General features: G+C 67.1%; 10 protein-coding genes. 5 read left to right on the top strand and 5 right to left on the bottom strand.

Annotated elements, in window-relative coordinates:
- Positions 1 to 462: 462 nt before the first annotated feature.
- From QNO08_RS04680 to QNO08_RS04670, 3 genes are all read right to left on the bottom strand, one after another.
- Entirely contained in the window at positions 463 to 1,362 is a 900-nt protein-coding gene (locus tag QNO08_RS04680; protein ID WP_229967238.1) for a hypothetical protein, read from the bottom strand.
- A gap of 368 nt (positions 1,363 to 1,730) precedes the next feature.
- On the bottom strand, positions 1,731 to 2,225 hold the full coding sequence (gene sufU, locus QNO08_RS04675; protein WP_229967237.1) for a Fe-S cluster assembly sulfur transfer protein SufU: 495 nt from the start codon (positions 2,223 to 2,225) through the stop codon (positions 1,731 to 1,733).
- On the bottom strand, positions 2,226 to 3,542 hold the full coding sequence (locus QNO08_RS04670) for a cysteine desulfurase (protein WP_229967236.1): 1,317 nt from the start codon (positions 3,540 to 3,542) through the stop codon (positions 2,226 to 2,228).
- Positions 3,543 to 3,820: 278 nt separating this feature from the next.
- Here QNO08_RS04670 and QNO08_RS04665 point away from each other — a divergent pair, with 278 nt between their 5' ends.
- Together QNO08_RS04665 and QNO08_RS04660 are read left to right on the top strand one after the other, a co-directional pair.
- A complete protein-coding gene (locus QNO08_RS04665) occupies positions 3,821 to 6,070 on the top strand; it encodes a LamG-like jellyroll fold domain-containing protein (protein ID WP_229967235.1) in 2,250 nt (749 codons plus the stop codon).
- Positions 6,071 to 6,571, top strand: coding sequence for a VanZ family protein (locus tag QNO08_RS04660; RefSeq protein WP_229967234.1), 501 nt, complete (start codon positions 6,071 to 6,073; stop codon positions 6,569 to 6,571).
- Positions 6,572 to 6,617: 46 nt separating this feature from the next.
- On the opposite strand, the gene QNO08_RS04655 is transcribed toward QNO08_RS04660, so the two are convergent.
- Complete coding sequence (locus QNO08_RS04655) at positions 6,618 to 8,099, bottom strand: glycerophosphodiester phosphodiesterase (protein ID WP_229967233.1); 1,482 nt, start codon at positions 8,097 to 8,099, stop codon at positions 6,618 to 6,620.
- Positions 8,096 to 8,548, bottom strand: a complete 453-nt coding sequence (locus tag QNO08_RS04650) for an FAD synthase family protein (protein ID WP_229967232.1) — start codon at positions 8,546 to 8,548, stop codon at positions 8,096 to 8,098. The genes QNO08_RS04655 and QNO08_RS04650 overlap by 4 nt, the downstream gene beginning before the upstream one ends.
- A 247-nt stretch (positions 8,549 to 8,795) precedes the next feature.
- Between QNO08_RS04650 and QNO08_RS04645 the strand changes: the two genes are divergently transcribed.
- From QNO08_RS04645 to QNO08_RS04635, 3 genes are all read left to right on the top strand, one after another.
- Positions 8,796 to 11,879, top strand: a complete 3,084-nt coding sequence (locus QNO08_RS04645) for a CBM96 family carbohydrate-binding protein (protein ID WP_229967231.1) — start codon at positions 8,796 to 8,798, stop codon at positions 11,877 to 11,879.
- 63 nt (positions 11,880 to 11,942) lie between these two features.
- The gene (locus QNO08_RS04640; protein ID WP_229967230.1) at positions 11,943 to 12,692 is read left to right on the top strand and encodes a hypothetical protein; all 750 of its coding nucleotides are present in this window, start codon (positions 11,943 to 11,945) and stop codon (positions 12,690 to 12,692) included.
- 62 nt (positions 12,693 to 12,754) lie between these two features.
- Positions 12,755 to 14,212 (top strand): tyrosine-protein kinase domain-containing protein, encoded by a 1,458-nt coding sequence (locus tag QNO08_RS04635; protein ID WP_331461787.1) that lies wholly within the window; start codon positions 12,755 to 12,757, stop codon positions 14,210 to 14,212.
- The last annotated feature ends 26 nt before the right edge of the window (positions 14,213 to 14,238 follow it).

Genomic DNA, 14,238 nt, shown 5'->3' with positions numbered 1-14,238 from the left:
GACCGGATGATCCGTCCCTGCAGCACTTTTTTTGATTCAGTTCCGAGGTGCTGGTTCAACCGCCTCCTGAACTGCTACTATCATGACGCACGCCCACATTTTGGGTGAGGCGGTCTCATTTTGACAACAAAACCGTCTTGTTAACCAACAATTCCTGGGGGAATTTCTTGCTTTCAGCAGCGTCAGTCTCTGCACTTCCTATTTTTAGTGTTTTTGCCAGCACCGGCATGATCATTTGGGCCGCCGTCGGTTTAGTGGGCCTCCTCAGCGGGATGGTGACCGTCCGGATGGCCCGGCGCCGTCACCAGCCCGTTGAACCTGTCGCCAACAAGACGCCGGTTGACACCGCAGCACAGCCTTCAGCCTTGGGGAACGCCAGCCCGGTCTCCGCGGACAACGTTATGCAAGCGGCCTAAACCCTCACAGAGGAAACCGGGCTGGCGACGGGCACCGCTTTCAGCCCTACGGCGTGCGAACCGCCGGCGCCGGGTTACGGGATCTGATGGCTTCCTCCGTTCTGGCGGTTTCCTCCTTGTTCCAGACACCGGTGGCCAGTTCAATGACCAGAAGGTGTGGGTCAAACCCGGGCAGCAGGAACTGGAACTCGATCGCGTAGCCGGGGCGCAGGTCCAGCCGGGCCGCGGTGTCCAAATCTGCCAGGCTTCCAGTCCACGCGGCAACGGCCAGCCGGATCCGTTCCCGTTTCTCCACGGCCGACAGCGGCTCCGCGGGTTCGTCCAGCTCCACACCCTCCGCGTCGAAGGAACCAGAGGGATCCACCGTGTAGGTGATCTCCGGGTCGTCGTGTCGGCCGCCGATCTCCAGGGAAAGTCCGGACAGCGGCGAAGACCCCGCCTCGCCCATCTGCTGCTCCTCCCACCAGGAAATCAGCAGCCGGCCGATGGACAGGGCATCCTCACGTGCCACTCCCAGCACTGTGCAGCGTCCGTTGAGCCCGCCCATGAGGACCGATTGATCCGGGAGGCGGGCAATAAGGGAGTCGTGGGTTCGCACCAGGACCTGCAGCCATTCCCGGTCCCGCTTTTCCCCGGACACCGCCAGACGGGAGTGTCCCGCACCGGGGGCCTCCGATCCGGCGATCTGCAGGTTCAGGGTGTCGTTTGGCCCCAGCGCGTCGATCTGATGCGACAGCCGGCTGATGACGGCGGACAACTGGCTGCGACTGCCCAGGGTCCTGACCGTGTACGTGTTGGCTGCCAGGCCGCTCATGAAGAAGGGTCCGGTCCAGCTGTCGGCCGAGACCTCCGCGCCGGGCAGAGCGGCGGCCGCTCCTGCGACCCAGGCATCCACTTCGGCTGCGGCTTTGTCCCTGGCGGCGCGCTTGCCCCCGAAGAGCCCCATCAGATCAGGTCCAGGCTGAGTGCTTTTTCCATCCGGCCAGCCTACTGGCGGCACCGTCGCGGGCTGCGGAGAAACACGGTCCCGAGGCTGTCTTCTTGCCCGGCCCCGGGATCAGCGTCATCTGTAGAGAGCCGCTGCCACCACCACGGCCGTAACCGCCGCCAGCAGAGCCAAGCCGATGTAAGTGATCCAATCGCGACGGGTACGACGGTAGCGCGTCCGGCGCCATTCTCTTGCGGGGGCAGGTGTGTCCATGCATTCGAACGTATGACCACAACTCATTCCGCGGAACGGTATTGGATACTCGTCTGTTCCCCGAAATTACTTGCTCGGCAGCAAGATTTGGACTATGGCTTGACCCTGCAGGCCTAGTTCGCCGCGAGCAGCGCTTCCTCGAGCGCGACCCAGGCGAGCATGGCGCACTTGACCCGCGCCGGATAGCGGGAGACGCCGGAGAACGCGGCGGCGTCGCCGAGCACCTCTTCATCAGCCTCCACGGTGCCGCGGGAACGCATCACCTCGCGGAAGTTATCCACCAGCGCCATGATCTCGTCCCGGGACAGCCCGGCGGCCAGATCGGTGAGTACGGAGGCCGACGCCATCGAAATGGAACAGCCCTGCCCCTCCCAGCTGATGCCCTGCACGGAGGTGATGCCGGCCCCAACGCCGGCGGCACCGGCCGCGGAGGTTCCGGCGTCGGTCATCACCGCGCGCAGCGTGATCTCATCGCCGCAGGTGGGATTCAGCTGGTGGCTCTCCCCCGACTTCAGCCCCGCCGGCACCTCCGCCAGGCCGGCGCCGTGCCGGGCCTTGGCATGGTCCAGGATGATCTGCTGGTACAGCTGCTGCAGCTCGGCGCTCATTTACTTCACTCCAAAAAACGGACGGACGCCGGCCACCGCGTTCAGGAACGCGTCGACGTCGTCGGTGGTGTTGTACAGATAGGTGCTGGCGCGGGTGGTGGAGATCAGGCCCAGGCGGCGGTGCAGCGGCTGCGCGCAGTGGTGCCCCACGCGCACGGCAATGCCCGCATCATCCAGGAACTGGCCCACGTCGTGCGAGTGGACGCCGTCGACGTCGAACGCCGCCAGCCCGATCCGCTCCACGCCGGCGCGCGGGCCGAGCACCCGGATGCCCTCGATCGCTTCCAGCCCGGCCACCAGCCGCTCACCCAGTGTGGCCTCCCAGGCGTGGATGCGGTCCATCCCGGTTTCCTGCAGGTAATCCACCGCGGTGCCCAGGGCCATGGCCTGCGAAATGCGCTGCGTGCCGGCCTCAAAGCGCTGCGGGGACGGCAGGTAGTCGGCCTGCTCCATGGTCACCGTGGTGATCATCGATCCGCCGGTCAGGAACGGCGGCATCGCGTCCAGCAGTTCGGCCTTGCCGTAGAGCACGCCGATGCCGGTGGGGCCGAGCATCTTGTGCCCGGAGAACGCGGCGAAATCCACGTCCAGCGCCTTCACGTCCACCGGCAGGTGCGGCACCGACTGGCAGGCATCGAGCACGACGAGCGCCCCCGCGTTGTGCGCGAGGCGCACCAGGGTTTCCACCGGGTTGATGGTGCCGAGCACGTTGGAGGCGTGCGTGAACGCCACGATTTTGGTGCGCCCGGTGATCAGCCGCTCGGCCTCCTCCAGCCGCAGCGCGCCGTCGTCGTCCACCGGAATGAACCGCAGCGTCGCTCCGGTGCGCGCGGCCAGTTCCTGCCAGGGAATCAGGTTGGCGTGGTGCTCCATTTCGGTGACCACAATCTCGTCGCCCGCGCCGAGCGCGAAGCGGCGGGCGGCCTCTCCCCCGCGGCCGGCGGCGGCGTTGGAGAAGGAGTAGGCGATCAGGTTGATCGCCTCGGTGGCGTTGGACGTCCAGACGATCTCGTTGGGCCGGGCGTTCACGAAGCCGGCGACCTTGGCGCGGGCATCCTCGTACACGTCGGTCGCGGCCACGGCGAGGGTGTGCGCGCCGCGGTGCACCGCCGAGTTGCGCTGTTCGTAGAACTCCTGTTCGGCTTCGATCACGCTGAGCGGGTTCTGCGAGGTGGCGCCCGAGTCCAGGTACACCAGCGGATGGCCGTTGACCTGCTGGTGCAGGATCGGGAAGTCGTTGCGGATGCGCAGGACCTCGGCGTTGTCCAGGGGCCCGGTCAGGGGCTTGAGCGTTTCGGGGGTGGAAACCACAGGCACTGGAAAAACTCCTTGGCTGGCCGGTCGGGTGCGCACGTGATCTGCATCAATACGCAACATAAGTCTGTGCTAATCATCCCACTGCACGGCCGCGAGCGCACCTGAGCCGCACCTTAGTTGGGCGGGCTGCGAGCGCCGTACGCAGGTTTGCCGCCGGCAGGTAGGTAAGCCGGCGAAAACGGGTATTCCGTACCGGTTACCCCGCCCGACGCGGACGTTAGGTTGCATAGCGGGTGCGCCCCGCCGGGCGCTTTGGCGGAATGAAAGCCGGGTTCGAAATGTTCAGAAAAGTCGCCGCCGTCCTGAGCGGGGTTGTCCTCGCCGCCGCATCCCTGATCGGGTTCGCTCCGCCCGCGGCTGCGCTCTCCCCCGGCGTGGCATTCTCCGCCACCAATCTGCCCACGTGGCAAACCAACGGAATTGTCTGGACCATGGCCGAGTCCAACGGGGTGGTGTACGCCGGCGGAACCTTCACTGCCATCCGCCCGCCCGGGACCGCAGCCGGCGCCGCCGGATCAAGGAGCGCAGTGAACTTTGCCGCGTTCGACGCCTACACCGGCAACCCCACCAGCTGCTCACTGTCAGTGACCGGAGGCAGCGCCACCGTGCGGGCCTTGGACGTCTCCCCCGACGGGCGCACGCTGTACATCGGAGGCAGCTTCGGCACGGTCAACGGCGTGGCCACCACCCGCATTGCCGCGATCAACCTGCCCGGCTGCACCGTCAACACCAACTTCAAACCCGCAGCCGTCTCCTCCACCGTGCGCGCCATCGAGGCCACGGCCTCAGCCGTCTACTTCGGCGGAGATTTTAGGACCGTCGGAACGGCGGCCCGCAACCGGCTGGCAGCAGTCAGTGCCACCGGATCGCTGCAGGCGTGGGCGCCGTCGGCGGATCAGCCGGTGCGGGCCCTGCACGTCCCCGCCGGCAAGAGCACGGTGCTCGCCGGCGGCGACTTCCTCACCATGAACGGCGCCGACTCCAAGGCCCTGGCTGTGCTGAACAACACCACCGGCGCCAACGTCCGCACCTATCCCAACTTCTTCATTCCGCGCACCTCCACGGTGAAGTCCATCGACTCCGACGGCACCAGCTTCTACATCGGCAACGAGGGCACCGGCGGCGGCGTGTTCGACGGCCGCGCGCGGCTGGACCTGACCACCTACAACCAGGTCTGGCGGGACACCTGCCTGGGCGCCACGCAGGCGGTGAGCGTGTACAGCCAGACGCTGTACTCCGCGCATCACGCACACGACTGCTCCAGCATGAACTCCTTTCCCGACGGACCGCGCGTGCACCTGAGCGCACAGAGCATCACCAGCCCCTCCCCCATGCACCAGTGGAACCCGGTCACCAATGACGGCCAGGGCGAAGGGATCGGCCCGCGGGCCCTGGCCCACACCACGGCCGGAAGCGGCAGGGACGTCCTGTGGACCGGCGGAGAATTCACCACCGTCAACGGCAGCGGGCAGCAGAGCCTGACCCGCTTCGGACCGGCATCGTCCAGCACCGCCGGCCCGGGCACCCCGAAGTTTGTCAGCGCCGAGTCCCGGGCCTCCGGCCAGAACACCATCCGCTGGCAGTCCACCTCGGACCCCGACGATTCCGAGCTCACCTACCGGGTCTACCGCAACGGTTCCACCACCCCGCTGGCGGCCGTCAATTCGTCGTCGCGCTGGTGGGACCTGCCGCAGGCCTCCTTCACCGACACCACTGCGGTGCCGGGCACTGCCTACACCTACCGGGTGCAGGCCACGGATCCCAGCGGACGCAGCGGCCCGCTGTCCGCGCAGGTTCAGGTCACCACGGCGACGTCGGCTGCCCCCTATCCGGCGCTGGTGCGGGCCGACGGCGCCACCACCTACTGGCGGCTGGGCGACTCCCTGGCGGCGGCGGCCGATTCCTCCAACGGCAACAAGATGGGCCTGCCCAACCTCGGGGCGAAACTCTCGGGATCCGCCGGAGCCCTGCGCAGCGACAGCAACCGCGCGGCCAGCTTTGACGGCGTCGACGACATGATCTTCGGTCAGCAGCGCGTCAGCGCCCCGACGGTGTTCAGCGCCGAGGCCTGGTTCAAGACGGACACCACCACCGGCGGGAAGATCCTGGGCTTCGGCAACGCCCAGCCCCGCCGCAACGGAAGCTTGCTCGGCTACAGCAGCGTCTATGACCGGCACGTCTACATGAGCAACGCCGGCAAGCTCGTGTTCGGCACCTGGTCCGGCACGAGGGTGGTGGTGACCTCGCCCGCCAGTTACAACGACAACGCCTGGCACCACGTGGTGGCGACCCAGGGCCCGGGCGGCATGGTGCTCTATGTCGACGGCGTGAGGGTTGCCTCCAATACCGTGTCCGCCAACACCGTCTCCCTGGGATCCTGGCGGATCGGCGGGGACTCGATCCCGTCCACCTGGCCGAATGCTCCGACCAGCCGCCACTTCAAGGGCTCCATTGACGAGTTCGCCGTGTACCCGACGGCGCTGACCGCCGCGCAGGTTGCCGCCCACAACCAGCAGGGCCGCCGGTAATTGGCGCCGGTACGGGACGGCTCCGCCCGGCGTGCCGCGCTGTGGACCGCTGCCAGCGGGGTGCTGGCAGTGATGGCGGCGATCCTGCTCTGGCCCGCGCCGGTGGACCGGCCGCTGTACGGCACCCTGCTGCGGTTACTCCACCGGTTGCAGGACCATGGGCTGCCGGGCTGGGTGGACTACGCAATGCTGGAATCCGCCGCCAACGTGCTCCTGTTTATTCCGCTGGGTGCGCTGGTCGCGGCGTTGCTGCCGCCGCGCCGCTGGTGGTTCGCGCTGCTGCTGTGCGCCGGATTCGCCGCGGGGATGGAGGGCTTTCAGGATGTGTACCTCCCGCACCGGCAGGGCAACGCGCAGGATGTCCTGCTCAATGCCGGCGGAGCCCTGCTGGGGCTGGCGCTGACCGCAGCCGGGCGGGGGCAGCGCTCCCTGCGCCGCCGCCGTCGTCGTCCACCGGCAGCGAGTCGTCGTTCACCGGAAGCGATCCGCGTACCGCAGTAGAGGGGTCAGCGAACCGTAACCGTCAGCGCAATGCCGTCAGCGCAAGCTAGACAACCTTCACCTTGCGGAACTCCACCGGGTAATCATCCGAATAGTTGCGGGCCAGGCTGAAGTAGCCGCCGCGGTACTTGCGGTTCGAGGTGATGCCCGCCCAGCCGGCACCGTCCAGACGGGAAAACCGGACACTGTCAGGGGCGATATCAATCTTGAACGACATCCACTCGCCGGCTTTCACCGGCGCCGTGTCCACAGCGCTCAGCCGCAGCCCGCCGGGTTCGCCCGGACTGCGCAACAGCAGTGTCATTTCCCCGGTGGGCCGGACCACCAAGTGGTAGCCGCCCACGTCGCTGGGAATCAGCACCCGGTAGGGGCGGTCGTCCTCCTGGCCGAACGCCATGCCGGCGTGCAGGGTGTCATCGTCCGGCAGGGCCACCGGCCAGCGCATGTCGAAGTGGATGCTGTAGATTTCCCGGCGCACCGGGCATAGCGAACCCATCCGGTAACTGCTGTTGGCTGCGGCGGACATGAGCAGGGTGCCGCCGGCGAGCTTCAGTTCCGGCTGGAGATTCCAGCCCTGTCCAACCATCCACGGCAGGTCGCCGGGAGCCCGGATCCCCTCGCCAAAGCTGTCGGCGGTTGCCACGGGCTCATCGGTGGCCAGGTACGGAAGGTTGGCGCACATCACCCCGGACACGCCCAGCGCCAGCAGCCGGTCCCGCAGCTCGCGGGTGTGTGCCTCCCAGCAAATGACGGGCTTGCCGATGGCCACCACGTCCGCGATTTCGGCGTCGGAGGCCGAATGGTGCACGCCCAGGTAGGTGAACTGCCCGGCCAGCTTGGGCACAAGGTCCAGCTGCTCCGCCGTGAAGTAGCCCCAGCTGGCGTATCCGCGCTTGGTCGCCGCATCGATCTGCGCCGCCTCCGCCGACTGTTTCCAGATCAAATGGCTGCGCGACTCCGGATAGGTGTCCATCAGATCCAGCAGCGCACGGGTGTTAGTGCCCTGCTTGTCCTCGATGAAAATGACGTGGGAGGCGGCGAAGGCATCCAGGACGTCCTTGAGCAGGGGGATCTTTTCCGTGCCCGCCTTCGGGCCCAGCCAGGCCCGGGCGTCAACCACGAGCTCGGACAGCTGGGCGTAGGTGGAATCCTTGATCATCAGCATGCGGCCGGTGGTGCGTTTGGTGTTCAGGTCATGGTGGCAGACCAGCTTCCCGTCCGAGGTGGCGCTGACGGACACTTCCAACGCCACGGCGCCGGCGTTGACCGCACCGCGGTACGCGGCCATGGTGTGCTCGGGCCAGTTGTCCCACGATCCGCGGTGCGCCACCAGGAACGGTGCGGCCGCCAGCATCGATTCGATGGTGTGGACCGGAGCGGGCTCGGGCGTGCCGGACCCGTCGGAGGCATCAGCGTCAGCGCGGTTGTCGCAGGCAGTCAGGACAAGCCCGGCGGCGCCCAGGGCCAGCACTTCACGCCGGGACAGTCCCCGGGCCGGCCGCTGCGCGGAACGGTGCGGAGCGTTCATGCGTTCAGGGCTGTGTCCCCGGCCCGCCCGCCGTCCAAAAGGGTCAGGGCCCGGCGCAGGACGGTGGAGGACGTGGTGACCGTGTAGGGGAAATACACGACTTCCACTCCGATCTGCGCCATGTTCCGCTCCAGGCGGTCGCCCTTCTCGGTGCCCCGCCAGTCATCACCCTTGAAAAAGACGTTGAAGCCCACCTCACGCCAGGTGTCCGCCTTGTTCAGGTGCTCATCCACCACCACGTCATCAACAAAGCGGACGCTGCGCACAATCTCCAGCCGCTCAGCCAGCGGCACCACGGGGGTGGTGCCCTTGAGCCGCTGCGTCATTTCGGTGGAAGCAACGCCGGCAATCAGATAGTCACACTGGCTGCGGGCATGCTTCAGCAAATTCAGGTGGCCGATATGGAAAAGGTCATAAACCCCCGAGGCATAGCCGATCCGAACTGCCATTATGAACAACCCCCAGTTGTGGTCCGTTAAATCTCTTTTCATTTTCAACGCATATTTCCGGGCCCGTAAAGCAAATTCAGCACAATCACGTAGGGCCCGGAAAAACACGAGTAGAGGGAGTGCCGGCCCGAGTATTCAGCGCCTCAACTCGAGTAAAGGCCACCGTGGGACACGCAGTGGGCTGCGGCTACGCTTCCATTCAGTTTCGGGCCGCGGGCCCGTCCCCATTTCATGAGGCGGTAAAGCCGTGCACAAAAAAATTGCGGCAATATGTTCGGTTGCGGCTGTTGCAGCAGCAACCCTGATTGGCGTTGCCGCTCCGGCAAGCGCCTTGTCCCCCGGCGTGGCCTTCTCCGCCGTCGCCCTGCCCACCTGGCAAACCAACGGCATTGCCTGGGCCATGGCCGAGGCCGACGGCGTGATGTACGTGGGCGGCACCTTCACCCAGGTGCGCCCCCCGGGCACCGCGGCCGGCAACAGCCAGTCCCGGGCGGCCGTCAATTTCGCCGCCTTTGACGCCTCCACCGGCACGCCCACCTCCTGCGCCCTGTCCTTCAGCGGTGGAACCGGTGCCACTGTCCGGGCCATGGACGTGTCTCCCGACGGCCGCAAGCTGTACGTCGGCGGCAATTTCACCACGGTCAACGGCGTCACCGCGAACCGGCTGGCAGCCATCAACCTGCCCGGCTGCACCGTGGACACCACCTTCCGGCCCGGCACGGTGAACAGCACGGTGCGGACCATCGCCGCCACCGCCAACGCCGTCTACTTCGGCGGTGACTTCACCACCGTCAACGGCACCTCCCGCAGCCGGTTCGCTGCAGTGGGCCCCACGGGCAGCCTGCTTCCCTGGGCCCCGGTGGCCGACGGCGTCGGCCGCGCCCTGGACGTGCCGGCCGGCCGCAACGTGGTCCTGATCTCCGGTGATTTCAGCAACGTCAACGGCACTCCGTCACGGGCCATGGCCGTGGTGGACAACGGCGCCGGTGCGAATGTGCGCACCTATCCGGCAGCCGAATATGTGCCCGCCTCCGCCGTGGTCAAGGACGTCACCAGCGACGGCACCAGTTTCTACATCGCCGGTGAAGGCATGGGCGGCCGCTCCTTCGACGGACGGGCCAGGCTGTCCCTGGACAACAACTACGAGCAGATCTGGAAGGACACCTGCCAGGGCGCCACGCAGGCGGTGCTGCCGTACAAGGATGTGCTCTACTCCGGGCACCACGTACACGACTGCTCCGCCATGGGCGGCTTTGCCGACGGCACCCGCAAGCACCTCTCCGCGCAGGACATCGACAATCCGTACCCGTTCCTCGGCTGGAGTCCCGACACCAATGACGGCACCGGCGAAGGCCTGGGCCCGCGGGCTCTGGAAATCACCAGTACCGGCCGCGATGACGTCCTGTGGGTGGCCGGTGAATTCACCACCACCAACGGCACCGCCCAGCAGGGCCTGACCCGCTTCGGTCCCGGACCGGCGTCGGCCGCGCCCGGCACCCCGGCCAACGTCAGCGCCGTGAGCTTTGCAGCCGGCCAGAACCAGGTCCGCTGGACCCAGAGCGTGGACAACGACGACTCAGCGCTCACCTACAGTGTTTACCGCAACGGCAGCAGCACTGCCCTGGGCACCGTGACCGGAAACTCCACCTGGTTCAGCACCCCGCAGCTGTCCTTCACCGACACCACCGCCACCCCCGGAACGGCCTACACCTACCGGGTCCGGGCCAGCGACGGTACCAGCACCAGCGCGCTTTCCGGCCAGGTCTCGGTCACCACTGCCGCAGCCACACAGCCCTACCCGGCCGCCGTGCTCGGCGACGGCGCATCCACTTACTGGCGCCTGGACGACAGCACCGCCAAGGCTCCGGCCGACAGTTCACCGGGCAACAACCGGGGCGTCACCTTCGGCGGCCCGCTGCTGGCCGGCACCGCAGGGGCCGTTCCCGGCAGCACCGCAGCCGTCTTTGACGGCGTCGATGACCAGGTTTCCGGCCAGCAGCGGTATTCCGCTCCGACCACCTACAGCGCCGAGGCCTGGTTCAAGACGGACTCCGTGCAGGGCGGAAAGATCTTCGGCTTCGCTTCCGGCCAGCCCGACCGCCACGGCACGCGCAACTCCAGCGGCACCGTTGACCGACACCTGTACATGACCACCGGCGGCACCCTTGCCTTCGGTGTGCTGGATGCCGCCAACACACCCGTTGCCGTCACCACTGCGCAGGCCTACAACGACAACGCCTGGCACCACGCCGTTGCCACCCAGACGGCCTCCGGCTTCACGCTCTACGTTGACGGCAACGCCGTGGGCAGCAGCCAGACACCGGCGGCGCAGACCTACACCGGCTCCTGGCGGGTGGGCGGAGACAGCCTGAACAACTGGCCGGGACGGCCCACCAGCAACTATCTGGCCGGGTCCATCGATGAGTTCTCCGCCTACCCCTCGGCCCTCAGTGCCTCGCAGGTGGCCCGGCACTTCACTGCCGGCGGGGGAACTCCCGGCCAGCCGGAGCCGGCGCCCGACACCGCCGCGCCGGCTGCGGTGACCGGCGCCGCGGCCGCCGTCAGCAACAGCACCGCGACGCTGAGCTGGCAGGCTGCCACCGACAATGTGGGCGTCACCGGATACCGGGTGTACCGGTCGGTGGAGGAGGGCTTCACGCCGTCGGCCGCCAATCTGCTGACCACCACGGGCGGTTCCGTCCTCTCCGTCAGCGACGCGGATCTGGCCCCGGGCACCTACTACTACCGGGTGGCGGCCGTCGATGCCGCCGGCAACGCCGGGGCGGCTTCCGCCCAGGTGAACGCCACGGTGGCCGGCGCACCGCCGGTTGAGCCGGTCACGCTGTCCCTGTCCCCCACCGCCGACACCTACGTCAACCAGGGCGCTCCCAACGGAGTTCACGGCTCAGCGGTGTCCATGGCCTCGCGCGGCTCGCTGGCCTACACCTCGTACCTGCGGTTCGCCCCCGGCACCACAGTGCCGGCGGGGATGCGGCTGACGTCGGCCACGCTGCGGGTCTACACCACGTCCGAATCCTTCAGCAACTCCACTGACCCGCATTCGGTGCAGCCGGTCACGGGCAGCTGGACGGAAGCGGCCACCACCTACAACACCCGGCCGGCGCTGGGCACCTCGGTGCTGGGCAGCATTTCGCCGACGGCCACCAACACCGCCTACACGGTGGACCTGGACCCGGCCGCCGTGTCGGCCATGTTGTCCGGATCCATTGATCTGGGCATTACCAGCGCCGGAACCGACAACGCCTGGTTCCACACCAAGGAAGCGTCCTCCACCCGCCGTCCGGTCCTGACCCTGGTCTTCGGCCCCTAGCCTCCGCCCCTGAGGAGGGGCGGCAACGTTCTGCACGTTCACAACCGAAAGAAAGCGCACTCCATGAATACTGGTCTCAAACGATCGGCCCTGGGACTGCTGCTGTTGCCGCTGCTGGGTGCGGCAACAGGATGCAGTTCCTCAGACCCTTCTCCCGAAGCGGCTCCGCCGTCAGCATCGTCCTCCTCTTCCGCCTCCCGCACGCCGACGCCGTCCGCCGCTCCGGGAACCGCAGGGACCTCCGCCCCGGCTGCCGGCGCATCTGAAAGCCCGGCGGGGGAAGACACGGGGGAAGGCGCGACGGCGGCACCGGAATCGGTGGTGCAGTCCCCCCAGCCGGCGCCGGAACCCACCTTCGAGCCCACGCAGGAGCAATACCTGCAGGACAAGGTTCCGGAAGGCACTGATCCCAACGCCGTGCTGCAGGTGGGCCAGGAACGCTGCGACCAGCTGCTCAGCGCCAAGGCCGTGGACGCCGAGTCGGTGCTCAGCGAGCTGATCATGAGCCCGGCCCAGGACACCGCCGATGCGATCGCCGCCCTCTGCCCCGAGCTCCTGCCCGAGCTGGAGGCGGCCGGACGGGGTTTCCCGGACGGCATCTTCTCGGTCGGCGGGGCCGCTCCGCATGCCGAGGAGCCCTCGATTGAACCGGGAACCTACCATGCCTACGGGCTGCCCGAGGGCTGCTCCCTTCTTGTTTATGCCGGCTCCGGGGAACTGCTCGGGTCTCATGACGGGTCCGCGCCGGTGACCATCGGCGCTGACGCTGCACGCGTGGAATCGGAACAGTGCTATTCATGGTTCCGTTCATGATTTCCGGGTCCAGCTTCTTTTTCTGCTCAATTCATCTGCCTATCCAAGGGAAGGGGTAACCAATGGATATGCGCGAACAAATACTGATCCTTCGCCGCAATTGGATGCTCATAGTCTCATTTGCACTCATCGGCCTTATTACCGCGGGCGTCATTTCTGTTCTTATGCCCAAAACCTATACCGCAACCAGCAGCCTGTTCGTCTCCACGCAGAACGGCGAAACCACCGTCGAACTCCAGCAGGGCAGCGCTTTTTCGCTGAACCGGGTGCAGTCCTACGTGGAACTGGTGACCAAGCCGCAGGTCCTGAATCCCGTCATCGACAGCCTCGAGCTGGATATGTCGCCGCAGGAGCTGGCCACCAAGATCAAACCGACCACTTCCCGCAACACCGTCCTCATCGACATTGAGGTGGCTGACTCCTCCGCCCAGCGCGCCGCTGACATCGCCAACGGCGTGGTGGCCAGCCTGATTTCCTCCGTGGCTGATCTGGAGCGGCCCACCAACGGACTGCCGTCTCCGATGCGGCTCACGTCGGTGGACACCGCCGAACCGCCGTCGGCTGCTTCCAGCCCGAAGATACCGCTGAACCTGGCACTGGGACTGTTGTATGGTCTCGCCCTCGGGCTGGTGGTGGCGATTCTCCGCCATGTCCTGGACCGGCACGTGCGCACCGAGGCTGATCTGCGCAAGTCCACCCCGCTGCCCCTGCTCGGCGGGATTACCGAATCCACGGCGCCGCGGCAAACCAGCCGGCCGACGATTCTCGGCGGCTCCGGAACCGATGCCTTCCGCCAGCTGCGGACCAATCTGGAGTTTGTCGCCGTCAGCCAGCAGATGAAGTCCCTGGTGGTGACGTCATCGCAGGCCGGTGAGGGCAAGAGCACCGTGGCGCTGAACCTGGCGCTGAGCATCGCCCAAAGCGGACAGCGGGTCATCTTGGTTGACGCCGATCTCCGGCTTCCGTCGGTGGCCAACGCCACCGGACTGGAAGGCGGCGTCGGCCTGACCACCGTGCTGATTGGCCGCACCACCCTGGCCGAAGCCACCCAGCACTGGGGCTCCGGCGGCCTGTCGGTGCTGACCTCCGGACCGCTGCCGCCCAATCCCACCGAGCTGCTCGGATCCGAGACCATGCAGAACCTGATCGAGGAACTGGAAGCCGAGTACGACATGGTTATTCTGGACGCTCCTCCGGTGCTGCCGGTGGCCGATGCACCGATCCTGACGCGCCACACCGACGGCATCCTGCTGGTGGTCGGAGCCACCCGGGTCAGCCAGCACAACCTCTCCAAGGCGGTTGAGCAGCTGAGCCTGGTGAACGCCAACGTTGTGGGCGTGGTCCTCAACCGCATTCCGCGCACCGGCCCCGACGCCAACACCGCCTACCTCTCCGACTACGGCGTCACGCCGCTGCCGGTGGTGCGGGACAACGACGGCGGCGCCGCCTCTCCGGTGGCCGAAGCCGAAGCCGCCATTGTCCGGGACAGCGAGGACACCCGGGCACTGAGCAAGAGATAACGTCTCCCCGCAGCGGCGGGGGTTTC

The sequence above is a fragment of the Arthrobacter sp. zg-Y820 genome, assembly GCF_030142155.1.
Taxonomy (GTDB): domain Bacteria; phylum Actinomycetota; class Actinomycetes; order Actinomycetales; family Micrococcaceae; genus Arthrobacter_B.
Note: the sequence above shows the minus strand (reverse complement) of the source record. Positions and strands in the feature narration are given on the sequence as shown.

Coding starts and splice junctions, on each gene's coding strand:
- sufU (WP_229967237.1), bottom strand. CDS start 2,225: ATGAGCGCCGAGCTGCAGCAGCTGTACCAGCAGATCATCCTGGACCAT.
- QNO08_RS04650 (WP_229967232.1), bottom strand. CDS start 8,548: ATGGCAGTTCGGATCGGCTATGCCTCGGGGGTTTATGACCTTTTCCAT.
- QNO08_RS04665 (WP_229967235.1), top strand. CDS start 3,821: ATGTTCAGAAAAGTCGCCGCCGTCCTGAGCGGGGTTGTCCTCGCCGCC.
- QNO08_RS04640 (WP_229967230.1), top strand. CDS start 11,943: ATGAATACTGGTCTCAAACGATCGGCCCTGGGACTGCTGCTGTTGCCG.
- QNO08_RS04635 (WP_331461787.1), top strand. CDS start 12,755: ATGGATATGCGCGAACAAATACTGATCCTTCGCCGCAATTGGATGCTC.
- QNO08_RS04680 (WP_229967238.1), bottom strand. CDS start 1,362: ATGGGGCTCTTCGGGGGCAAGCGCGCCGCCAGGGACAAAGCCGCAGCC.
- QNO08_RS04655 (WP_229967233.1), bottom strand. CDS start 8,099: ATGAACGCTCCGCACCGTTCCGCGCAGCGGCCGGCCCGGGGACTGTCC.